Genomic DNA, 21,825 nt, shown 5'->3' on the forward strand with positions numbered 1-21,825 from the left:
CATGAGGCCAAAAATCAACCCAAGGACTCTCTCCTAAGCCGGAGGAGAAAAGGGTCTCAGGTCATCGGTCATCGGCGTCTCTCCAGACTGACCGGATGGTAGCTTACCTAGTGAGAGAGTCGAGTCAGGGCGCGGGAGCCTATTTTTTTCCTGCTGGCGCAGCCTGCACGGAGCCTGTGTCTTCGTTTGGTTTGCCGACGTCAGCGATATCGAGTTCACCCTGAAGATATCGAAGCAGGCGAGTAACCGCATCCGGTTTGAATCTCAGGTGGCGACGGTCATGAGACACCTCGCCAAGTTCTAGGACGAGTTGCAGAGATTGTGCCGCCGCCTTCGCCGCCGCGTCTTGTGCGATGCGTTCCGCATAGCGTTCAAAGTCTGCTTCGTAGCGGGATTGTTCGTCCACTTCCTCAGCTTCGAATGAAGCTTCAAGACGAGCGACAATCTCGGCGTTCATGGAGCGGCCGTTCTCGCGTGCGGCTGCTTCAATACGCTCACGTAGGTCAGGCATCATCCGCAGCCCAAATGGTGCGATGTTGCCGATTTTCTCGTCTTTAGGCTTCTTGGCGCTCATGACGACACTTTGTAGCCAAGAAGTCATTGACGGCAATCGTTACACAATGTAGCCATAGCTACACAGTGAAGTTAACGCTGTGAGTCAAAATGGGCACCCTAATGAAGTCTACCCGGTCTTCAGCGCAGCCGCCCTTCGGTCTGCGGATGCCGCCGGCGCTAAGGGAGAGGGTACGCGCAGCGGCCTTCGCCAACCGCCGCTCCATCAATTCAGAGATCGTGCTGATCTTAGAGCAGGCGTTCGCGTCCGCTCAGGGCGGCGACGGAGCACAGGCCTCGTAAACCAAACGCTCCGTCGCCGTTTCTCGTCCGTCGCCTGCCAGGGCGGCGTCCTAATCAACCCCGATGTATGAGGCATCGAGAATGACCGGCAAGGAATATAGCAAGGCCGCGACGATTTCCATCGCCGGCACTGACGTTCAGCAGGTGCTCTATAAGGGTGAGCCTGTCGTGACCTTCGCCATGGTGGATATGATCCACCAGCGGCCGGATGGGACCGCGAAGGATGCGTTCGCGCGCAACCGCGAACGTTTCGTCGGAGACACCGATTTCTTTACGCTATCTCGGAAGGTTTGGCCTACCGACATGCCTTGGCCCTTCGGCGTCAAAGCACCAGTCGGCACCCTCCTGACGCGCCGGGGCTATCTCAAGCTGGTGAAGCCCCTCACTGACGACCGCGCGTGGGAAGTGCAGGGCGAGATGATCGACCGCTACTTTGCGGTGGAGAAGCTGGCGGCGCTGGCACCCGACGTGCTCGAAATGATCCGTCGCGACGACGGCATCTCCCGCATGCTGGCGCACAAGGTGACGGAGCAGGGGAAGGTGCAGGAGGAGCAATCGAAGGCGCTCACTGTCATCGCCCAGGAGGTTCGCGCCCTCGTCGCCCTAGTGCAGCCCTCTGTCCCCGGCGTCATCATCCGGCATGGCAAGTCGGCCGGCGAAATCCTCGCCTCCGCCGGCTTCACCGACGTGCCGAAGAATCTCGCCAAGTGGTTCGGCAACCGGCTGGAACAGGCGGGCTGTCGCGTCGAGGGCAATGGCCACAGCGGTCTGACCTACTATCGCCTGTTCGACCCGGACCGGTCGGAGGCCTACCTGAAGAACGGCGGCAAGGCCGCGGTCGAGATGAAGATCGCCGAGCGGAAGGGGCAGGGGGCTTTGGCTCTGTCGGGCCGGCATGCCGCGGTGCCTTATGAAGAGGTGGAAGGCGACCTTGTTGCCGAAGGGCGAGGCGTCGTCATCCTGAACGGCGAGGTCGTCGTCATCGACACCAGCGTCTACGAGCCGGCGGCCAAGACGGACTATCTCGTCATGCGGTCGGACGGCCAGTTCACTGTGAGCCAGATCACACCGCGGCTCTACGCCGGCATAACTCCGCATCCGCGGCGTGGGGTCGGGAGCACCGGTGGAGGGAAGGACTGGCCGTTGCACATTCTGGGCAGGGTTTTGGAACGCCGCCCCATCCGCGCGCGGCCGGTGCTCGCCATCGACAACGGGGCAGGGGCTTCGGCCTGAGGCAGGTAGCGGGGAGGGCGGCGTGAGAGTCGCCCTCTTCGTCGGGGCGCGGCATCGTGATAGCGCCCCGACCGCTTTCCCTATTTCCTCCGCAACTTTCCACCATACATGAGCGAAGGGTGGCGACGGAAAATTGAGGAATTCGGGCGGAGAATCAGGGATAGATCGGCAACTAGGAGCGGTTGCGGAACGTCGAACATCCCGTTTATGGTCTGTCCAGATTGTGAGGGACGTCATGACTTGGCGCGATGATGTGCTGGATAATCCTGCGGCGAAGGGCAAGCGGTCCGTTCGCGTTGCAGTGACCAAATCGCGAGCGCGATTTGCTAAGCACCACGCGAAGGTGGCAGCGCCGATCTCTGGCCGGTTTCACCTTGTTGACCCGAAGGGCGAAAACGTCGCCGTGGTGCAGGTCCATCGGTTTCGACAGCGCAGGCGGAGGATTGCCTTTCAGAAAGGAGCCTGCGTCGCCAAGTCCGGTGTTGAGGTTCTGCATCTTGATGAGGCTGTCCTGCAGCCTCGTACGACCAACGAAGTGGCGCGCCAAACCGAGGGCGACGACATCGTGGCTTTGGTGAAGCAGTTCGCTGGTGGTCATGACGAGGCCGTGCGTTGGTACAGGAGCAACCCCATTCCGTCGTTCGGTTATCGGACGCCGGAAGCTCTGGTAAATGAGGGCAAGGCGAGCGCCGTTCGCAAGTTTGTTGACCGCATCTTGCTCGGCGGTTTTGCTTGAGGCTCGTCGCCACCTGCTTTCGCTCCATGAATCCGCAATATGCGCATGAACCGCTGTCCGCGGAGGGCGCTAGAATCCATGGCGGGCGCTTCAACGAAGTTGGGGTGTCCGCTTTCTATTTGGCAAGCACCTGGGAAGGCGCGATGAGGGAAACCAATCAAGGACTGGTTTTCCTTCCAGTGACCATCTGCTCGTATGAGGTGGACTGCGACGGCCTCGTCGACCTTCGAGATGAAGACGGGCGTGCAGCGCAAGGAGTCGCGCTGGAGGATTTGGCGTGTGCCTGGGAACTGATCGAGACAAACGGTGGATACCCGCCATCATGGGCCGTCGCGGCCCGGTTTCGCTCGTATCACGCACCGGGGATTTTGGTGCCAAGCTTCGCGAATGGGGCTCTGCCGACCGACTTCAACATCGTGCTTTGGCAATTTAGCGAACGCCGGCCGTTCTCGGTCAAGCCCATTGATCCGGCTGGCCGACTTCCACAGCCGCCGACTTAGACGCCCTCGAAGCGAACACGCGTGGGCCTCGCGAAAGCGGGGCCTTTTCTTTTGAGAGCATGTGAATGGCTGTTCGCACCCGCATCGAGCCGATCGACCGAGACACCCGGGCGATCATAGCGGCAGACCTTTCGCCGGAGGCACAGAGTCAGGCGCTGGCGGCCTTCGCCAATGAGCAGCTTGCTGAGGCGCAGCAAATGAACACCGCCGCGCTCGGCTATCTGCCGGCGCACACGACCTATGTCGACGGCGCCGAAGGACGGCCGGTCGCGGATGTTAAGCCCGACGGCAGCGTGGTGTTCGTTTTTGATCTGGTCGACGACGCATTGACATGGATCGGCGAACAGCTCGTGAAGCACTCCCCGGTGCTGCGCGGGACCTATGCGGCAAGCCATGTTCTGCTGGCTGATGGCGTCGAGGTGACGCCGGGCGAGCCGATCCCGGCAGCTGAGGTCTATGTGTTCATCAACAGCCAGCCCTACGCGCGCAAGATCGAAAAGGGCCTGTCGCAGCAGGCGCCGCACGGCGTCTACGAGGCGGTGGCGGTGCTTGCGGCGCAACGGTTCGGCAATGTGGTGCGGATCGGGTTTACTTGGCGCTCGCTCGTCGGCGGTGCCGTTTCGGCTTGGGCTGCCACCACCAAGATGGAACCGCGGCGGCCATATCTGAAGCGGTCGCGTAAGGCGTTTCAGGACTGGCTCACCCGCCAGCCGGCCATCATCATCAGGACCGGAGGCCGCTGATGGCGCAGAAGCCTGTAATTGACGCGGTGAACGATCGGCTCGCCGTCTATTGGACGCTGTGCCCGGTGTGGGAGGCGAACACCACTACCCAGCCGCCAGCCGACGGCTCAGGCTACCTCGAAATCCAGTACCCGGTCACGAACGCGCAGCAGGTGAGCATCGGCGCGCCGGGGCAAAACTGGCTTCGTGACGAGGGCGTGATCCGTGCCGTCTTCCATGTTGAGAGCGGAAGCGGCCTCTCGGTAGCGTCCACATGGGCGGACACCTTCTCCGCCCTGTTCCGGCTCAAGCAGTTCGACGGGGTTCAGACGTGGGCACCGTCCTCGCCTGCCGTCGACGATGAGAACGACAACGGCGGCTATTACGTCGTGTCGGTCGCCGTCCCCTACTGGTTCGACTACCTCGGCTGATCGCCGCTCCCCCTGACATCGCTGGAGATTTCCCATGCCCCTCGCAAATGGCAGCGGCACCCGCATTGCGCTCGTGCCGGAGACCGTGTTCGGCACCACGCCGGCCAACCCGACCTTCCAGGTGCTGCGCATGACCGGCGCCGGCATCCGCTCGAACAAGACCACCGGCACCTCGGAGGAAATCCGTCGGGATCGGAATGTCACCGACGAGTTCCTGCGCGGCGTCGACGTCGCCGGGGACAACAATTTCGAGTTCTCCTACGGCTCGCAGGATGACCTGCTGGCGGCGGCCCTGTTCAGCTCGTGGAACACCGACGTGCTGGTCAACGGCATCACGCCGAAGTCGTTCACCTATGAGGAAACCCTCGAGCTCGGCCCCACCGACAGCTTCAGCCGGTTCACGGGCGTGATGGTTAGTCAGCTGTCGCTCGACGTACAGGCCCGCGCCGCCGTGACTGGTTCTGTCTCCTTCATGGGACAGAAAGAGACGCTCGGTACCGCCGCGCTCGCCGGCGCGACATATACCGATCCGAACGCCAACAAGGTCGAGACCGCCTCCGGCAGCATCGCGGCGCTGAACGTCGCCGACGTTCCCAACGTCGCGGTCCGCCGCGTGCAGATCCAGGTGGCCAACAACCTCCGAACCCGGCCCGTCGTCGGATCGCTCTATACCGAGGAATTCGGCTTCGGCGTCATCGACGTGACCGGCACGATCGAGGCCTATTTCGCGTCGAATGCCCTGTACCAGAAGGTACTCGACCACGGCGGCGGGGCGCTGGCTTTCACCATCGGAACGGTCGCGGACCAGAAGTACACCTTCACCCTGCCGAAGATCATCTTCCAGTCCGGCGAGCGGACGCAGCGCAACAACACGAGCGACGTGATGCTGACCCTGCCGTTCCGTGCCGTGCTGGATGGCACCACCGGCGGCTCGCTCAAGATCGAACGAGCGGTGGCGTGATGCGCGAAATCCAGATCCTGGCCGGGTTCACCGGCTACCCGAACGGCAAGAAGCGCGCCTTCTCGCCGGGCGTCGAGAACGTCGCCGAGGACTATGCCGACCTGCTGGTCGAGAAGGGCCTCGCGAAGGAAATCCCCACCAAGACGGCCCCCGCCAAGGCGGCCAAGGACGGAGACGAGAAGTGAAGCTTAGCGCTATCAAGGTGAATACCAAGGCGATCGAGGCGGGCAAGTGGGTCGGCGATATCCCCGAAATGGGCGACCTCCGGCTCAAGGTTCGCGGCATTGGTAACAGCGACTTTAATCGCCGGTATGACGAGCTCGTGCAGGCGATCCCGCGCGCCGAGCGGCCGAACAACCGTCTGACGCCGGACGCGCAGCGCAAGCTGACGGCACAGCTCTATGCCGAAACGATCCTACTCGACTGGGAAGGCCTCACCGACGACGACGGGGCGCCCGTCGCCTTCAGCATGGAGTTCGCGGAGCAGGTCCTCGCGGATCCCGAGATGCGCGACTTCGTGTTTGCGGTGCGCTACGCCGCGCAGCAGGTTGCCGGCGAAACCGCGGACAGCAACAAGGCCGACGCGGGAAACTAGCCGAGGCGCTCCGGTGGTTTGTCGAATGGGGCCACCGGGTCGAGTTTCTGCTCGACGCTTGGGAGCAGGGGCAGATCGCTTTCCCCGAGGCGCTGGCAACCCAGCCGGACTTGCCCGGCGAGCTTCTGTTCGCCTGGGGCGCCTTCTTCGATCTTCGCGACGATCGGCCGATGATGGCCGGCGCCATCGGTCGTATCCCTTTCATGGCGATCGAGAAGTGGGCCGAGCGCCACGGTGTGCTCGGCGCCGATCAACTCGACCGACTGGTGACGCTGGTGCGCGCCATGGATGACGAGTGGATCAAGATCGAGGCGGAGAGAATCAAGGCTGCCGCAAGACCCTGACCATCGGGAGTATTCTTACCGGACGGCAGAGGGAGGCGGCGCGCTGAACTTGCCGTTGTGAAGGCAGTCCAGTGGCGCCGGCTGTCCTTCAACCCTTAGCTCGCACGGGCGGGCCACCACGGTCGCTCCGCGGCCCTCCGGCAAGTGAACGCGCATTTGCCAGACATACAAGCCGGAATAAGTGTCGAGGACGGTCACCTTAAGGCCGCCCTTCACAGTTGTGCAGTCCAAGTCTTTTAGCCATGCCGAGTCCCCCTTGTCGCGGGCCTGATAAGCCTGAGGCACAGCTCGGTATGTGCTGCAGACGAGAGCATTGTCGACTGTGACCAACGGCGGCATCTGAGCCTGCGCGCTCTCATTGGCGCCCAACACCGCTCCGAACGCCAACATCATCGCTACAAGTCCGAAGCGCATTGGATGCTCCCATGGTTGCACTCTCCGCCATCCGTGAACTGACCGTTCGAGGTCGGAGCGAAGGGCTCGATACCCTCACCGCCGCCCTCGATCGCGTCAAGCAGGCGCAAGAGGGCGTTGGCACCGCAAGCGAGACCAGCGCGCGCAAGCAGGAGAGCGCCCAGCGCGCCTGGGCTCGCCACGAGGCGTCCGTGGATGGCACCGCACGCGCTTATCAGAAGCTCAACCGCGACCTTTCGCTGGCTGAGCGTGCATTCGGACAGAACGTCATCACGCTCGACCGCTTCCAGAGCGAATGGGGCCGCATCCGCAATGATCTGGAACGTGCGGGTATCGAGGGCTCGATCCGGCTCAATGTTGACCAGTCCGGCCTGAATAGCCTGCTCGGCATCCGCGACACGGTGCGAGACGCGGCGCGGGAGAGCGCATCGGCCTTCGAGCAGGAATTCGCCCGTCTCGACGACATTGCCCGTCAGCAGGGTGAGGCTGCCGGCCGTGCCTTCCAGCAGGCCCTGAACGACAACTTCAGGATCGGCGGTCGTACAGCCGCGCAGAACGGCGCCACCTTCTCCGCTCTGGAGGAGGCGATGCGTCGCCAGGACGAGATCGAGGCGGCGCGAGCGTCGCAGCTCGCATCGTCGACCCAGCGCGGGTATGCGGACCTGTTCGGCTATGACCGGTCGCGCAATTCCGCCTCGGCTTCAGCCGCAGTCTTTGAGGAGGTGGCCAGGGAGCAGGAAGCACTCGCGGCTCAGGCGGTGGCCTTGCGGGGGCAGATCGACCCGCTGGGAGCGGCGTTCGATCGGATGAATGCAGAGGTTGCCCGCTACAACGTCCTTGCCGACGCCGGCCTGATCTCGACGAACGAACTCGCCGTGGCGACCAGTCTGGCGCGGGATCGCTTCGATCACACCGCGCGGAGCCTCAAGACGATCAGCGACACCGGGTTGTCCAGCCACATGTGGACGAACCTGTCGTTCCAGATCAACGACGTGGCCACCATGGCGATGTCCGGCGCCGGTGCTCTGCAGATCCTCGGCACGCAGGCGGGGCAGGTCTTCCAGGTCCTGCAGCAGGGCGAGCGTGGTATCGGCGGGACGCTCGCGGGCATCGGCTCCGAAATCCTCGGCTTCCTGACGTCGCCCACTGGCATCGCCATCGGCGTGACGGCTGCGGTGGCGGGGGCCATCGGCGCGGTTGGCTACTACTCCAATCAGGCTCGCCGAGGGTTCGAGAGCGCGGATGAATCCGTCTCTCGGCATGAGAAGTCGATCCGGGCCCTGAAGGATGCCTATGGTGAGGCCGCCAGCGGGCTCGAAGAATATGAAAAGCAGTCGCGGCTTTCGTTGCGTGCCGACGCAACGTTGTCGCTTCAGTCGACGCGTGCCTCTCTCGCCGCGAGCAGCCGCGATGCGATTGGAACGCTCGGCCAGACGATCGACGAATACGGGGTGAACGTCTTCGCGGTGAACTACCGGTTCAATGCCGCGCGCAAGGAAATCGAGGAGTTCCAGAAGTCGGCCGAGGCCGGCACGCCGGACTTCCTTAAGCTGCGGGACGCGGTGGCGGGCATCTACCTCGCCAATCCCGGCGATGATCGCCTGCGCAAGATGTATGAGGAGATCACCGACCTTACGGCGCAGGGCGCCCGGCTGCAGTCGATGTTGCCGAGCGCGACGCAGGCGGTTCGGGACTTCACCGACCAGTTCGGCGGAAACAAGCTGTCGACGTTCGAGCAGGGGTTGGGCCGGATCATCGGCATGGTGCCGCGGCTGAAGGAGGCGTTCGACCTCCGCACGCAGGCTGGTGATATCGAACAGGCCTTCGTCAATGGCCGTGCCCGGCTGGGCGCCGATCTCAGCAGCGGGCAGATCAGCCAGGGACAGTATCGAGCGCGTCTCGGCACGCTGGAAAGCGCCTATGGCGAGGCGATGGACGCCAACCGGCAGGCTCAGTCGACGCTGCTTTCGCCGATCGAGCGCACGCGCCGCGAACACGAGCTCGAACTCCGGGCGATCCAGGCGAAGACGACCGAGCAGCGCGCTCAGATAGAGATGGATCGCGTTCGTCTCGGTCTCGCGGGCCAGAACGTCGGCTCTGCCGAGCGCGAGTTGCAGATCCAGCAGGCGGGCGCGCGAGTTCAGGCTGAGGCCGCTCAGCGCGAACGCGATCTCGCCCAAGAGCGGGACCGCGCCACGCGCGATCGTTTCGAAGGCGCGCGGCTCGATCTGCAATCGCTCAGCCAGTCCGCCCGCGAGGCGGAGACGATGCGCTATGCCTACGAGCAGATGGCAGATGCGCGCCGAGAGGCAGAGCAGTTCGGCCGCTCCACCGTCTCGGACGAGCGGATCCGCAGGATCAAGGCCGAGGCGGAAGCGTGGGGGGAATTGCAGGAGGCCATCAATCAGACGAGGCTGACCCAGGATCTGCTCTTCGACCGCCAGCAATTCGGCCGCAGCGGTGTGGAGCAGCGGGTGTACGGCACGATGCGGTCGGCTGGGCTGCTCGACACCAACGGCGAAATCACCGGCGCTTATAACCAGGCCATTGCGCAGCAGATCCGGCTCAACGCCAAGGTCGAGGAAATGCAGGACATGTGGCGCGGGACGGGTAGCCAGATCGTCGAAGCGTTCACACAGGGAGGTAACGTCGGGCAAGCTCTGCTTCAGCAGGTTTCGTCGGTCTTCAGCAACTACGCGGGCAATGCGATAGACAACGGGATCAACAGCTTGATCTCGAGTGCCTTCCCGAGCCTCGCGCCCGGACTTGGCCGTTCGGGCCCCCGCGGATCGAGTTCAGCCAACCCACTATGGGTGACATTTGCCGACGCCGGAGGTCTCGGCACTCTCCTCGGCAAGGCCGGGAACGACAACGCGAAGGGCGACACGCTCTCCAAGCTGCCGGGCATCGGCTCCGATCGGGTGGCTGGCGGCGACAGCATGGCCAGCGTGCTGTCGCTGTCGAAGTCGTACGAGGGTCTGAACGAGCGCCGCGACACTGCTGCGATCAGCAGCATCCTTTCGGCGTCGGGCACCGCACAGCTGGACCCGACCAAGCAGGCGTGGTGCGCGGCCTATGCGAACGCCGTGCTGGCGCAGTCTGGGCTCGGTGGCACCGGGTCCAACCTCGCCTCGTCGTTCCAGTCGTGGGGCAAGGCGACCACGACCCCGGCGCTCGGCGACATCGTGAACCTGAAGCCACAAGTGGCCGGTGCCTCCGGGCATGTCGGGTTCTTCAACGGCTTCAGCGGCAGCAACGTGCTGGTGTCGGGCGGCAACCAGTCGAACGGCGTCACCACGGCGGCATTCCCCGCGTCGGAAGTCGTCAGCTTCCGCACCGCGATCACCGACGCCACCACCAGCACGTCGAAGTTCGGCACCGGCCTCACCGACGCCGCCTCGCAGGTGGCGGGCGGGCTGGGCCAGCTTGGCGCCGGCGCTGGCGGCGTTGCTGCGGCGGCGGGCGGAGGTGGTGCCGGCCTCGGCGGGCTGCTGACCGGCATCCTCGGCTTCGCCGGCAAGATCTTCGGCTTTGACGAGGGCGGGTTCACCGGGTTCGGCGGCAAATATGAGCCGGCCGGCATCGTCCACCGCAAGGAATACGTCTTCAGCGAGGAAGCGGTGAATGCGATCGGCGTGTCCAATCTGGATGCCATGCACCGGGTGGCCAAGCGCGGCCGGAGCTTCGCGTCCGGCGGCTATGGCGGCGGCCCGGTCGCTGTTCCGATGCCGGTTATGGCGAAGTCGGGCCCCGACCAGATCGTGATCGATGTGCGCGGCGCCACCGGCAACGACGAGATCCAGCGCATGGTCGCGGCGGGGATCAATCAAGGCATCGCCGCCTATGACGGGCGGATGCGCGACGGTCGTGTGCTGGCGCAGCGGCTCAAGGGCGCCAACAAGCGGTTCGGGGCGCGCTGATGCTGACGCCAGAGATCGCCGAAGAAGCCGCCAAGCGCCAGGCGCGGGTCGGTCGGCTCTACCGTTTCGACTGGATCCCCGGCCCGTCGCGCTACTGGTCCGGCTTCGCTCCGCTCCGTACCCTCGATGGCCAGGAGTGGAAGGGCACCGGCGATGTCATAGGGCTCGGGCAGTTGACGGCGCTGGTGAACGACAGCGCGCCGGAACAGACCTTCACCCTCTCCGGCGTGACGCAGGAGTTCGTCGACAAGGTGACGGGCAGCGAGGAGAACTATCGGCGCCGGATGGCCTTCATCATGTTGCAGGCCTTCGATGACAACTGGCAGCCGAAGGGCCTGCCGCGGGTGACGTGGTGGGGCCAGATGTCCACCTTCATCGTCGCCGAGGACCGGTCGGATGGCATAAAGACCTGCACCATCACGCTGCAGGGCGAGAGCGTGCTGGTGAACCGCTTCTCGCCGCGCCAGTCCTACTGGACCGATCCCGACCAGCAGCGGCGCTTCCCGGGCGACCGCGCCTGCGAACGGGTCATGGGCATGACCGACAAGACGCTGACGATCCCCGGCCGATAGGGAGGACGAGATGATGGATGATCGCAGACTTTCCCGAGCCCTCGGCATGGCGGCGGCGCTCGCCTGCACAGGCGACAATAATATGCGGCCTCATCTGCACGAGATGGCAAAGGCATATGCCGATCTGATCGAGCGCTTCGCAAAAACCGACGATGCCACCTTTGCAGCGTACTGGATCGGCATGTGGTCCGACATGCCGGCCTCAGCGGAATGCGATTCCGATAGCCTCGGCAAGAGTCTTGCCCAGGCCGCTGCCGGCACCTGTCAGGATGCTGCTTAGCGCACCTCCGATAGCGCGCAAGGCGCCACCTTTTAGGGTGTTGGCGCCACTCTTTAACGTCGATGTGAGGTCGGTTGCTTCCGCGCGCTCCTCCTTGGTCAACGGCAGGCTCGGCAGGATGACTTCGATCTCCGACAAGATCCTTGCAAGGTCGGTGATCCCCACCTGTAGCGCAGCATTTTGACTACTGTTCGCGCCAGCGACCTGAACGACACTATAATTGGCATGGATCGTGAGGCCGGAAAGGTCAGGGTCACGCATAGGTACCGCGACCCCTAGACGTTCCGCTTCCATCTGGCCGCGCTGATTGAGGCCGATCGATCCTATCTGGCCGCCGCCCATTAAGCCTTGCTCATAGATCAGCATGGTCGCGCGCTCGAACTCGTCGGCCGTCGCGCCGATGGCTGTTTTAATCTTGTAAGTCTCAACATCCCAAGAGGGATGACCTGCCCCGTGCTCGTACACGTATCGAAGAATCTGATCGCGAACCTCTCTAAGCCGCTGCGGTGAAATCTGGTTCGACATTGTTGCTGCCCCCGTTTCGAGAACGGTAGCAGGGCGCGTGCCGGAGTCGAGACGGGTCTTTTCATGCTCCGCTCATTTCTGATCGACCACGCCCGGCGGGAGTTCGCCTGGGGCACCGAGGACTGCTGCCTGCTGATCGCCGACTGGTGGCGCGCCAATCATGGCGTCGATCCGGCGGCCGGATGGCGCGGCACCTATAGCACCGCCGCCGAGAAGGATGCGCTGCTCGCGCGTGAGGGCGGCGTCGCGCGCATCGTTCGCCGGCTCGCCCTCGATGTCGGCGCCGAGCGCACCTCCGACCCAAGACCCGGCGACTTCGGCGTCGTCCGGGTCGATCGCAAGCATCTCGGTGCCATCCGCGCGCCGGATGGCAAATGGGCCACAAAGAGCCTCGCCGGGCTCGTGCTGTTCACGCCGATCCACATCGTCGCAGCCTGGAAGATCTGATGCGTCGCGCCATCCTGCTTGCCACCACCGCGCTCGCGTTGGTGATGGCTCCCCCACGCCCTGCAAAGGCCGATCCGATCGTCACCCCGTTCGTCCTGTCGCTGGGCGCGGGCTTCGGGACGGCCGCGACCGGCCTGACCGCGCTCGGCACGATCGTCTCGACCGGCTTGCAGATCGGCATCGCCTATGGCGCCAGCTATCTGGCGTCGGCGCTGGCGGACCAGCCGACCGCGAAGCCGGTAGACATCACCCAGATCGTCAAGCAGGACGTCCCGCCGCGCTGGAAGCACTACGGCCGCCGGAAGGTGGGCGGCGCCATGCTGATGGGCGAGACGATCGACGACGCGCTGCACATCGTGCTGGCGCACAACGAGGGGGAAATCGACGGCTTCGAACGGTTCTTCCTGCACGACCGCGAGGTAACATTCACCGGAGGAAGCGACGGCGGCGGGATCAACACCGAGCCCTATCCCGACGGGTCGATTACGCTGGAGGTGCGGAAGGGCACCGATGATCAGACGGCCTTTGGCGGACTGGTCTCGACGGCGCCGTCGCTCTGGACGAACGACCATCGCGGCCGCGGCATCGCCATGTCCTATCTGCGATGCAATGCCGTCGAGAGCGAGAAGCAAAGCGACGTCTACCCGCAGGGCATTCCGGCGCTCACCAACATCGCCCGGTACTCGCTCTGCTACGACCCCCGCACCGACACGCGCGCCTGGACCCGCAACATCGCCCTGCAGCTGGCCGACTTCCTCACCAGCCCGGACGGCCGCCAGATCCCATGGGAATACATCAACGTTCCTCGGCTGATCACCGCGGCGAACATCTGCGACAGCGCCTTTCCGAAGAAGGATGGCAGCACCATCCAGAAATATGCCGGCGGGCTCTCCTACGACCTGCCCGGCGAGCCCGGTCCGGTGGTGGCGCGGTTCCTCGTGGCCATGGACGGCCGGCTCTCCCTGCTCTCCGATGGCACCATCGCGATCGACGCCGGCGCCGCCGTCACCCCAACCTATACGCTCACCGACGATCACATCATCGCCTACGAGCTCAAGCCGGTGCCGGCGCTGGGCGACGAAGTGAACGAGGTCGTCGTCAAGTACTCGAACTCGGCGGCCGACTACGCCGAGGCGACCTGCGATCCGTGGCGCGATGAAGACGACATTTCGGCGTCGGGCCAGATCAAGAGCCACCCGCCGATCGAGGCCTATGAGGTCGAGGATCACGCCCATGCGCGCTACCTCGCCCGGCTCGCCTGGCTGCGGAAGAACGCGCCGTTCCAAGGCTGGATCAGGAGCGACCTCGACGGACTGAACGCCTTCGACGAGCGGTTCATCCGTATCAAGGGCACCATGTTCAATCTCGACCGGACGTTCGAGATCACGGCCGCGCCGGAGTTCGATTTTACGACGAACACCGTCACACTGCAGGTGGCGGCCTTCGACCCGGAGGAAGCCTACAACGGCTGGAACCCGGCGCTGCATGAGGGCACCGCGCCGACGATCCCGACCAAGGCATCGCCGACCACCCTGAACCCGCCGGCGAACCTCGTCGTCACGCCGAAGAGCCGGACGCTCTCGACGGGATCGCTGGCGCCGATCCTCGAACTCACATGGGATCCCGATACGCGGCTCGGCCTTGATGCCCGGGCGCAGATCACGTCCTCCAGCGAGGATGCATGGACGGACATCACGGTCGTGAAGCCCGGTGGCGCCACTGCGCCGACCAAGGCGGTGTCCGAGACCCTGAACGACGGGCAGGCGTATGACCTGCGGGTGCGGTGGGTGACGTCGGCCGGCAAGTTCAGCGATTGGGCGGTCACGGAAAACCATGTTGCCGTCGCCGACGCCGTGCCGACCGACGACCCCGTCGACATCGCGGCGGAGGCCATCGGGCCGGGGCAGGTGCGGGTTTCTGGCGTGGCACCGAACTCGCCGAACGTGAAGCAGATCAAGATCTTTTCGAACACAACGGCGACGCCTCCGGGAGGCCTGCCGGACAAGACCATCAACATCATCAACCCCGGCGACAGCTGGAGCACCGTCATCAACGGCCTCGCGGAAGACGATTGGTATTTCTGGGCGGCCGCCGCCAACGGTTCCGACCTCCTCAGCGACCTGGTGCCGGCAGCCGACAACCCCGTCGCGGTCGAGGCCTGATCATGATCGACATCGACGAATGGAGCCCGCACCTCACCCCGCGCAACAGCTTCTATGAACTGAAGGGGCTGGTCTCCTCGGGCGGCCGGGTAGCGGACGGCCGCGAGCAGCGCGTGCAGGATGATGTCGGCTTCTGGCGGCATTCCCAGACCTACGCCATCCGCAACCGAGCACAGGCTCTCGCCTATAGGGCAATGCTGACGCGCCTACGCGCCGGAGAGGCCATCCTCGCCAAGGTGTTCGACGCCTATGGGCCTCCGACCACCGGCACGGTAGCGGAGCCTTCCGCGAGCCTCACGGCCGCGGCTGATCTCCGGGCAACCACGGTCAGCATCTCGACCTTTGGCTTGATCCTTCAGCCTGGCATTGCCTTCTCGATCGGCCACCGGCTGCACCGGATCACCAAGGTCGTTTTTCACACGCCCGGCGGCACAGCCGCCTGGAACGGCTCCGCCCCATGGGATGGCTCGGCGCCTTGGATCGGGCAGCCGGCAGCCGGGCCGGATCTCTGGACCGTCAACATCCAGCCTCCGTTGCGGCAGGACCTCGCCGCCGGCACCAACGTCGACTTCTTCAACCTCCAGTGCCTGTGCGTCATCGAGGATGTCACCTCCGGCGACATTGACCTCGACCTCGGCTTCTTCGCCGACCCGACGCTCTCCCTGATCGAAACCATCTGACGCTCATCCGAGGACAATATGGCTATTGATCCGCTGCCGTCACCGGTCGCGAATGGCGATGTCGTGACTGACAAAGTCGACGAACTCGTCGTGGGTGCGAATGTCCAGGCCGATAAGGTGGCCACGCTCGAGGTGCGCGGCGTCACGGCCCGCTATGCCCGGCCGGGTGACGAGGATTTCAGCTGGTCCTCGACCCTGACCGGGCCGGCGAAGGAGCGCCCTCTCGGTACGGTAGGCCTCTCCGTGAACAATGCTGACATGGGCGCCTCGCTGCGCATTCGCGGCGAGGACGTGCCGCCAGGGCCGGGCTACCTCGACGTCGGCCTGCGGACGGACTTCGCGGTGGAGGAAGGTCGCACCTATGCCGTCACCTATGTGCTGGCGCGGTCGACCGATCCGACCGATCCCGTCGGCCATGGCGTCGAAACGCGCATCCAGAACCTCTCCGCCGGTAAGGTTCATGTAAGCAACGCGCGCCTCGGCGACGTGCTGTCGCCCACGGTGGCGGGAGGCGTCATCGCGCTCACCTTCCTGATCGGCAAGCCGGGGGCACCCGGGACGCTCGCCTACACCATCCCGCCGACGTCGCGGTACATCGTCCCCTATGTCCGGATCTACGGAAACGGGCAGGAGACCGACCTCGCCGTCATTGGACGGATCGAGGACGTCACCGACAAGATCGTCGGCGGCGCGGACATCGCCGGGATCCTCACGCGCGTCACCTCCGTGGAAGGCTCGGTTGCCGGCAAAGCCGACACCACCGCGCTCGCTGCCGAGACGGCCGCCCGTGAAGGCGCCGTGGCGGCGCTCAGCGGCGAGGTGGCAGGGCTCGCGGCGGATGTCGCGGGCGTTGTCGAGATTGCCGACAACATCCCGATCAAGCAGACGCCGCCGCCGCTTCTCGGTGTGCGCGACAAGATGGGCTTCCCCATCGCGAAAATCGGTGCGAACTACCTCAGCCAGCCCAAGCTTTGGAAGGTGCGTCCGGGCAAGGGGCTTCGGGTCTTCGACAAGTACGGGTTCCGCTGGCCGCTCGGTGGCGGATCGACCCCCACGCCGACGCTGACGACCTATCCCACGGCGTATGGCCACTGGCGCGACAACGATGTCATGAGCCGCGTCTGGTCCGACGACGTGATCATGGGCTTCATTTATTTCGGCCAGAGTTACGAGAAGTTCCGCAACAACTCGGCGGCTCCGGGCGGAGCGGAAACCGTCATTCACGGCACGCCGATTCAGCCGGGCTATGCGCTGATGCCGAACATCGGCCTGCACGTCGACGGCAACGCCTTCAGCAGCTTCGTCGACCTCTATGAGCAGCAGCTACCGGACGTCCCGCTGGCCTCGTCCGAGAGCCCCTGTTCGATGTTTTCGAACAGCGTCCTGACCTACATGCAGACGGCCTTCGGCTTCAAGCGCCAGATGGTGTGCCTGTCGGTGGCGGATGTTGGCCAGCCCTGGCGGGTGTTCATGAAGGGCTCGACGTTCTTCGGCCACTTCGAAAACGCTCTTCGGAACTGCAAGGCGGCGGCCGAGGCGCGCGGCAAGCGCTTCGTTCTCGGCGCCGTGATTTCCTCGCAGGGGCAGAGTGACGGCGTTCCGCACATCGAGGAGCGGGTGCAGCGCGATATGCGCTGGCAGTTCATGATCGAGGAGGCCGCGCGCCGCATCCTCGGGCAGTCGGATGAGGTGGCACTGGTGCTCCGCGGTGCCGACCGCGCATATGGCTGGAACCGGCTGGCGCCGATGGACGCGGCCCATATCGAGGCCTGCCGCCGCAGTCCGGGCCGCATCCTGCTCGCGGGCCCCGGCTATCCGCACCGGGGCGGTGGCGAGCACCCTGTCAACGAGGGCTACATGACGCTCGGCCTGGCCGACGCCGATGCGGTGAACCGTGGTCTGCTCGGCGCCAAATTCATCCCGGTGGTGGCGGACAGCCTCGAGTGGCTCTCGGCCACTCAGTGCCGCATCAACTTCTCCATGGATTCCGCGCGCCAGCTGGTGCTGGACGACGGCACCGGCCCGGTAACCGCCACCGGCATTGAAACCTCGAAGGGGATTTTCTGCCGCGACGCCACGGATGCCTACGCGGCGGATATTCCCGTCACCTCTGTGACGGTCGGATCGAGCGGCTTCACCGCCAGCCCCAACCAGTCGATCTACGTCACTCTCGGCCGGGCCGTGAACCAGCAGGACTTTCTGCTGGGCTACGCCAACTGGCAGACCGACGTGACCCTCAACGGCAACACGAAGGCGCGCGGCCTGATCCGCGACGACTTCCCCGGCGAAACCGCCACCGGGCTCTCCTACCAGCATCATCGCTGGGCCATGCCCTTCATGTTCAACGCGTTCAAGAGGTTCTGACATGCCCGACATCTTCACCCCGGAGGCCGGGGCGCCGCGTGATAATCCCGAGGATATGTATTTCGGGGATCAGCACGAGGAGCTGATCTATGCCAACTGGACGCGCAATACCAAGGCGACGGTGCAGCGGAACATGGTGACCGGCGTCGAGGACGCGACCGTGGTCGGCGTACCGGTCTACGACACGACCTTCACCCGCTTCCTTCGTGGCGCCAGCTATCTCAACACCAACCGCCCGACCGACGGGGCGTTCACCGTCATGATCGCAGCTCGTCTGCCGGATGCCGGGGAATCCATCGCCAGCCCGTCACGCGTGTTCTGCAATTACGCTGCCGGCACGACGGCGGCCGGCAGCGCGGGCAACACCGGCGTGCATTTCCGGCAGCTCACGACGCCGGGCGTGCTGACGTTCTCCATCCAGACGCAGCTGGCGGGTGGGTCGTTCTCTCGCTCCAGCATCGACACGATCCCTTACACGACCAATGTCTGGGAGATCTTCACGCTCAAATTGCGCGACCGCAACGCGGCGGCGAAGGCCATGCTGGCAAACTATGCGACGCAGATCACCTTCCCGGGTGGCCGGTTCTACGACCCTATCGCAACGCCCATGGCGTTCGGTTCCACCACAGAGGCCGTCACCACCGGCGCCCGGCTCGATCTTGCGGCGGCGGTGTGGTCCGACAGCTGGCTTGAGGACGCCGATGAGGCCGCGCTGCTCGCCGACTTCCGGGCTAAAGTGGGGTTGGATATCCCCTCACTTGCCTGAGCGCCAACCCGCATAGCCGTCCACCCGCCGCCCGCTGGGCGGCTTTTTGTTGTATGGTGTTGGCATGGATATTGATGACGTCGTTGTGCAGGTGATGCTAGGCGTTTCGCCTCAGCAAACGGCTGATATGATTGAAGCCGCCATGGACCGCTATAGGACAATTAGCTTCCTCGGCGGCTACGATCCTCGTCATGTTGCTGGCGAGCTATTCTCTCTGATGCGGCGCGTTGGCGACCTCACCGATCTTTCCATAAGTGATCAGATGCGCTCGATTGGGGGCGAAACACTAGAACACGATATGTTGCTTGCGGACCCGTTCGAGCCGAATGAGTATTGCGGTCCGATATCGCCGGGAGAAAAAGCATTGATAGAGATGTACCAAGCTATGCTGAGCGCTAGTCAATTAGCAAATCAGGGAGGTGAATAAGAGAATTATTGCGGAGAGGTATCGACCACGATTGGTTGCAATATTTGGTAGATGAAAGTCCGCAACGCCGAATCCATGCGAATCAACAACACTGAGATTTGGCTGTCCTTCATATTGGTAAAAATCCTTATCGAACTTGAATATATTTAGCTTTTTCAAATCATCTACAGTCACGATGGTTAGCTTATTGATTCGACCTGAAATGTCTGGATCATCAAATGAGGTGCGAATTCTATGAGAAAATTTATTTCTTACGTTTGACACGATTTTTAAATTTACAATAATTTCTTGATGAATTATTCCGGTAAAGCTGGCAAAATTTATTTTGTTAGCATTTCGACTCAATACGCCGTTATCGCCAAGCATTGCCTTAATTGCATCCTGATTTGCGTTTGGGTACTTTTTCTTTATGTACTCTCCTAGGTGCTCATCAAGAATTGCAGTCCCGACTATGCAAAGTTCATAGTCGCTCTTGTCGTGCAGCTCTACGAGAACGTCTCTCAATTGTTGAAAATTCTCATAGGTCAATATTGCCACTATCAACGCTCCCGCCGGCTTCATTGCCTAAGGCGCCAATGTTAAGGGAGAAACATTAGGTCCAATTCCTACACTTCTGTCGAGTCTATACGCCGCTCGCCGGTCGGCCTAGAGCCGCGGCTGGCGCAGCGCTCTGTGTGCGGTCAGCCAGTCGGGCCAACCGAAGAAGTGCTGGAATGCCACACAGAACAGGGTAACCGCTGCGACCACGATCATGACCTGAAGGTGGCGTCGCGATGGCGGGCGGCGCGCCCACATGGCCATACGCATCAGCAGTCGGGCGAGGTCCATTCGATCGCTCCTTTGGTGCGGACGGCGGGGGTCTCGAACCCGCGCTCTGTAGCGCCGGCGCTCTTCAACCTCGTGCGTCGCCCTTCGGGTTGCCCGCAACGGCAGCGGCTTGCTGCTCAGCAGCCCTCGCGCGTCTCCTGACGATGGCCTTTTCTACCAATTCCTTGGCCTGAAACCAGTGGCGCTCAGCTTGGCCATCTGGGCGCCCCTCCTTTTCCCAAAGACTATGGGCTCTTATGCGCACCTGCTCTTCCCGTTGCCATGCCCGCTCTTCGCGCCCGCTCATAGTTTTCTCCACACCAGCGTGTTTGTCCGACAGCCTAACCGAGCCCATCACCGGCTCGATGACGGTTTTCCGATCAGCGGAGATGAAAGAATGAACACACGGGAGCTGCAAACGCGGCTCACGGCGCTTGGCTATGCGCCGGGGCCGATCGATGGCGTTATGGGCCTGAAGACGCGGGCCGCGACCGTCGCGTTTCAGCGGGCGGCGGGGCTGTACCCCGACGGCGTCGCCGGGCCCAAGACCGAGGCGGCGCTGATGGCGGCCATCGAGGCGCGGACGGCCGATGCCACGCCGGCGCCGGTGCGCCAGAGCATGAGCGCGATCGGCCTTGCCGTGCTCATCAGCCGCGAGGCGCGCAAGCTGACGGCTTATCGGGACACCAAGGGCATCTGGACCATCGGCATCGGCCATACCGCCGCCGCCGGCGCGCCGATCCCCTATCAGGGGCTCACGATCACCGCGGCCGAGGCGGACGCCATCTTTGCCCGCGACCTCACCCAGTACGAGGACGCGGTGCGCGCCGCCATCAAGGTGCCGCTCGCCCATCACCAATTCGATGCGCTGGCCTCGGTTTGCTACAACATTGGCACCGGCGGCTTTGCGGGCGCGACGTTCGTCAAGCGCATCAATGCCGGCGAGAGCTCGGCCCGGATCCGCGCCGCCATCCTCATGTGGCGCAAACCGGCGGAGATCATCTCCCGCCGCACCGGCGAGGCGGACCAGTTCGTCACGCCCTACAGCGTTTCGCTTCCCAAGGCCCGGTCCACCGATGCCCGGCCGATCAGTCTCGCTGCCTGAATGGTCATCCTCTTCTTGGAGAATCTCGGAGGTAATGACACCATCCCCACAAGTCGGGGGATGGCGTGGAATTCCAGACGGCGGACACGATTGATGGCTGGCTGGAGCTAGCACGGGTGGCGAGACGCATGGCAGAGATGGCCATGAGCGAACCAATGACGCGCAATGCTGCGTGGGCCCATGCGGGTTTTGCCTGTGAATGTCTGCTCAAGGCATCCATCATGGCAAAGGAGCGATTGAATCGCTTCCCGGACCGGCGAGAGAGGCGTGAATTGTATGTCCATGACCTCGGCGCCCTCGCCAAACTGTTGGGCGTGCAAATAGGTCCAATGGATGAAGTGGCCCCCGCTTGGATGGTTGCGCTGGAATGGCGCAGGGATCATGCTTATGTTGATGGACGTATGCCCGTGGCTGTTGTCCAAGGCTTGTTTGACGCGGTGTTCTCTGATGGAGGTGTTGGCGAATGGATAGTCCGCAACTACCTCAGAAATTATACGACGCCGGGAGGCAGTATTTTTCCCAGTTAAAAGAACTTGGATTGCGGCCTGAAGGTCTGATGTGGGTGTGGGATAACACACGCAGCCAGTTCATCCTCATGATGATCTGGTCCGGCATTGATCGCGTAGGCCCATTGGCTGTGGCCAAGATGCTTTTTAAGGCATACAGGGCTTCTGCGCTGACACAAGATATCGATCCGTTTACGGTCCATGTGCGCAGTAACAAAGAAGTTTTGGCAGCGCGCATGAACGACGCTATCGCCACCGGAGCCGACGAGTATCAGCTGCTGCGGAAGGATCGGGAGCATCCCGATGAATTCCTGTATCAGTGGGCGAAGCCTTGGATTTATACGCTTTCAGAGAAGCGGAGATCCGCAGTGGATACCTCGCGCGATTGGAAGCGCTTTTCTGGCAACATCGAGAAGCTTGCCGCCTGAGGCGCCTCACATACTTCTTGACCAAAAGGCCCCGCTGTAAGCGGG

The 21,825-nt window shown here is 63.4% G+C and carries 27 protein-coding genes; 22 read left to right on the forward strand and 5 right to left on the reverse strand.

The features are described from left to right. Positions 1 to 139: 139 nt before the first annotated feature. A complete protein-coding gene (locus KHC19_RS05195; protein ID WP_213351228.1) occupies positions 140 to 574 on the reverse strand; it encodes an Arc family DNA-binding protein in 435 nt (144 codons plus the stop codon). A gap of 101 nt (positions 575 to 675) precedes the next feature. Between KHC19_RS05195 and KHC19_RS26420 the strand changes: the two genes are divergently transcribed. The 13 genes from KHC19_RS26420 to KHC19_RS05260 all read left to right on the forward strand — a co-directional run bounded on the left by KHC19_RS26420 (position 676) and on the right by KHC19_RS05260 (position 11,563). Continuing rightward, positions 676 to 855: an Arc family DNA-binding protein gene (locus KHC19_RS26420; protein ID WP_425514512.1), complete on the forward strand. Its 180-nt coding sequence runs from the start codon at positions 676 to 678 to the stop codon at positions 853 to 855. Between the two features lie 81 nt (positions 856 to 936). Further along, on the forward strand, positions 937 to 2,088 hold the full coding sequence (locus KHC19_RS05205; protein WP_213351231.1) for an ORF6N domain-containing protein: 1,152 nt from the start codon (positions 937 to 939) through the stop codon (positions 2,086 to 2,088). A 235-nt stretch (positions 2,089 to 2,323) separates the two neighbouring features. After that, positions 2,324 to 2,824, forward strand: coding sequence for an antitoxin Xre/MbcA/ParS toxin-binding domain-containing protein (locus KHC19_RS05210; RefSeq protein WP_213351232.1), 501 nt, complete (start codon positions 2,324 to 2,326; stop codon positions 2,822 to 2,824). Further along, positions 2,821 to 3,324 (forward strand): RES family NAD+ phosphorylase, encoded by a 504-nt coding sequence (locus tag KHC19_RS05215; protein WP_213351233.1) that lies wholly within the window; start codon positions 2,821 to 2,823, stop codon positions 3,322 to 3,324. The genes KHC19_RS05210 and KHC19_RS05215 overlap by 4 nt, the downstream gene beginning before the upstream one ends. A gap of 65 nt (positions 3,325 to 3,389) precedes the next feature. Continuing rightward, complete coding sequence (locus KHC19_RS05220; RefSeq protein ID WP_213351234.1) at positions 3,390 to 4,067, forward strand: hypothetical protein; 678 nt, start codon at positions 3,390 to 3,392, stop codon at positions 4,065 to 4,067. After that, complete coding sequence (locus KHC19_RS05225; RefSeq protein WP_213351235.1) at positions 4,067 to 4,477, forward strand: phage tail terminator-like protein; 411 nt, start codon at positions 4,067 to 4,069, stop codon at positions 4,475 to 4,477. Before KHC19_RS05220 ends, KHC19_RS05225 begins: the two co-directional genes overlap by 1 nt. Before the next feature lie 34 nt (positions 4,478 to 4,511). Further along, entirely contained in the window at positions 4,512 to 5,438 is a 927-nt protein-coding gene (locus tag KHC19_RS05230; RefSeq protein WP_213351236.1) for a phage tail tube protein, read from the forward strand. Further along, the gene (locus tag KHC19_RS05235) at positions 5,435 to 5,623 is read left to right on the forward strand and encodes a hypothetical protein (protein ID WP_213351237.1); all 189 of its coding nucleotides are present in this window, start codon (positions 5,435 to 5,437) and stop codon (positions 5,621 to 5,623) included. The genes KHC19_RS05230 and KHC19_RS05235 overlap by 4 nt, the downstream gene beginning before the upstream one ends. Next, on the forward strand, positions 5,620 to 6,033 hold the full coding sequence (locus tag KHC19_RS05240; RefSeq protein WP_213351238.1) for a hypothetical protein: 414 nt from the start codon (positions 5,620 to 5,622) through the stop codon (positions 6,031 to 6,033). The genes KHC19_RS05235 and KHC19_RS05240 overlap by 4 nt, the downstream gene beginning before the upstream one ends. Positions 6,034 to 6,107: 74 nt before the next feature. Further along, on the forward strand, positions 6,108 to 6,377 hold the full coding sequence (locus KHC19_RS05245; RefSeq protein WP_425514513.1) for a phage tail assembly chaperone: 270 nt from the start codon (positions 6,108 to 6,110) through the stop codon (positions 6,375 to 6,377). 425 nt (positions 6,378 to 6,802) lie between these two features. Then, the gene (locus KHC19_RS05250) at positions 6,803 to 10,711 is read left to right on the forward strand and encodes a phage tail length tape measure family protein (protein WP_213351240.1); all 3,909 of its coding nucleotides are present in this window, start codon (positions 6,803 to 6,805) and stop codon (positions 10,709 to 10,711) included. Next, positions 10,711 to 11,283: a hypothetical protein gene (locus KHC19_RS05255; RefSeq protein ID WP_213351241.1), complete on the forward strand. Its 573-nt coding sequence runs from the start codon at positions 10,711 to 10,713 to the stop codon at positions 11,281 to 11,283. The genes KHC19_RS05250 and KHC19_RS05255 overlap by 1 nt, the downstream gene beginning before the upstream one ends. A 10-nt stretch (positions 11,284 to 11,293) precedes the next feature. Next, positions 11,294 to 11,563 carry a hypothetical protein gene (locus KHC19_RS05260; protein WP_213351242.1) on the forward strand — a complete coding sequence of 90 codons (270 nt, stop codon included), beginning with the start codon at positions 11,294 to 11,296 and terminating at the stop codon, positions 11,561 to 11,563. Here KHC19_RS05260 and KHC19_RS05265 read toward each other — a convergent pair. Then, positions 11,486 to 12,088 carry a hypothetical protein gene (locus KHC19_RS05265; RefSeq protein ID WP_213351243.1) on the reverse strand — a complete coding sequence of 201 codons (603 nt, stop codon included), beginning with the start codon at positions 12,086 to 12,088 and terminating at the stop codon, positions 11,486 to 11,488. The genes KHC19_RS05260 and KHC19_RS05265 overlap by 78 nt on opposite strands. Before the next feature lie 63 nt (positions 12,089 to 12,151). Here KHC19_RS05265 and KHC19_RS05270 point away from each other — a divergent pair, with 63 nt between their 5' ends. The 6 genes from KHC19_RS05270 to KHC19_RS05295 all read left to right on the forward strand — a co-directional run bounded on the left by KHC19_RS05270 (position 12,152) and on the right by KHC19_RS05295 (position 18,934). Further along, positions 12,152 to 12,535, forward strand: coding sequence for a DUF6950 family protein (locus KHC19_RS05270; RefSeq protein ID WP_213351244.1), 384 nt, complete (start codon positions 12,152 to 12,154; stop codon positions 12,533 to 12,535). Further along, on the forward strand, positions 12,535 to 14,697 hold the full coding sequence (locus KHC19_RS05275) for a phage tail protein (protein ID WP_213351245.1): 2,163 nt from the start codon (positions 12,535 to 12,537) through the stop codon (positions 14,695 to 14,697). The genes KHC19_RS05270 and KHC19_RS05275 overlap by 1 nt, the downstream gene beginning before the upstream one ends. A 2-nt stretch (positions 14,698 to 14,699) precedes the next feature. After that, a complete protein-coding gene (locus KHC19_RS05280; protein WP_213351246.1) occupies positions 14,700 to 15,377 on the forward strand; it encodes a hypothetical protein in 678 nt (225 codons plus the stop codon). Positions 15,378 to 15,395: 18 nt separating this feature from the next. Beyond that, positions 15,396 to 17,741, forward strand: a complete 2,346-nt coding sequence (locus KHC19_RS05285; protein ID WP_213351247.1) for a hypothetical protein — start codon at positions 15,396 to 15,398, stop codon at positions 17,739 to 17,741. Between the two features lies 1 nt (position 17,742). After that, positions 17,743 to 18,507, forward strand: a complete 765-nt coding sequence (locus tag KHC19_RS05290) for a hypothetical protein (RefSeq protein WP_213351248.1) — start codon at positions 17,743 to 17,745, stop codon at positions 18,505 to 18,507. Between the two features lie 64 nt (positions 18,508 to 18,571). Continuing rightward, a complete protein-coding gene (locus KHC19_RS05295; protein WP_213351249.1) occupies positions 18,572 to 18,934 on the forward strand; it encodes a hypothetical protein in 363 nt (120 codons plus the stop codon). Here KHC19_RS05295 and KHC19_RS05300 read toward each other — a convergent pair. The 3 genes from KHC19_RS05300 to KHC19_RS05310 all read right to left on the reverse strand — a co-directional run bounded on the left by KHC19_RS05300 (position 18,911) and on the right by KHC19_RS05310 (position 20,048). Next, entirely contained in the window at positions 18,911 to 19,471 is a 561-nt protein-coding gene (locus KHC19_RS05300) for a hypothetical protein (protein WP_213351250.1), read from the reverse strand. The two genes, KHC19_RS05295 and KHC19_RS05300, sit on opposite strands and share 24 nt — an antisense overlap. 108 nt (positions 19,472 to 19,579) lie before the next feature. Further along, positions 19,580 to 19,762 carry a hypothetical protein gene (locus tag KHC19_RS05305; protein WP_213351251.1) on the reverse strand — a complete coding sequence of 61 codons (183 nt, stop codon included), beginning with the start codon at positions 19,760 to 19,762 and terminating at the stop codon, positions 19,580 to 19,582. A 64-nt stretch (positions 19,763 to 19,826) separates the two neighbouring features. Beyond that, positions 19,827 to 20,048: a DUF2934 domain-containing protein gene (locus KHC19_RS05310; RefSeq protein WP_213351252.1), complete on the reverse strand. Its 222-nt coding sequence runs from the start codon at positions 20,046 to 20,048 to the stop codon at positions 19,827 to 19,829. A 90-nt stretch (positions 20,049 to 20,138) separates the two neighbouring features. Here KHC19_RS05310 and KHC19_RS05315 point away from each other — a divergent pair, with 90 nt between their 5' ends. The 3 genes from KHC19_RS05315 (at position 20,139) to KHC19_RS05325 (ending at position 21,780) form a co-directional block, all read left to right on the forward strand. Beyond that, positions 20,139 to 20,846: a glycoside hydrolase family protein gene (locus KHC19_RS05315; RefSeq protein ID WP_213351253.1), complete on the forward strand. Its 708-nt coding sequence runs from the start codon at positions 20,139 to 20,141 to the stop codon at positions 20,844 to 20,846. 65 nt (positions 20,847 to 20,911) lie between these two features. Next, positions 20,912 to 21,373: a hypothetical protein gene (locus KHC19_RS05320; RefSeq protein WP_213351254.1), complete on the forward strand. Its 462-nt coding sequence runs from the start codon at positions 20,912 to 20,914 to the stop codon at positions 21,371 to 21,373. Beyond that, entirely contained in the window at positions 21,310 to 21,780 is a 471-nt protein-coding gene (locus tag KHC19_RS05325; RefSeq protein ID WP_213351255.1) for a hypothetical protein, read from the forward strand. The genes KHC19_RS05320 and KHC19_RS05325 overlap by 64 nt, the downstream gene beginning before the upstream one ends. Positions 21,781 to 21,825: the final 45 nt, after the last annotated feature.

It is taken from the genome of Ancylobacter oerskovii, from assembly GCF_018390555.1.
Classification (GTDB): domain Bacteria; phylum Pseudomonadota; class Alphaproteobacteria; order Rhizobiales; family Xanthobacteraceae; genus Ancylobacter; species Ancylobacter oerskovii.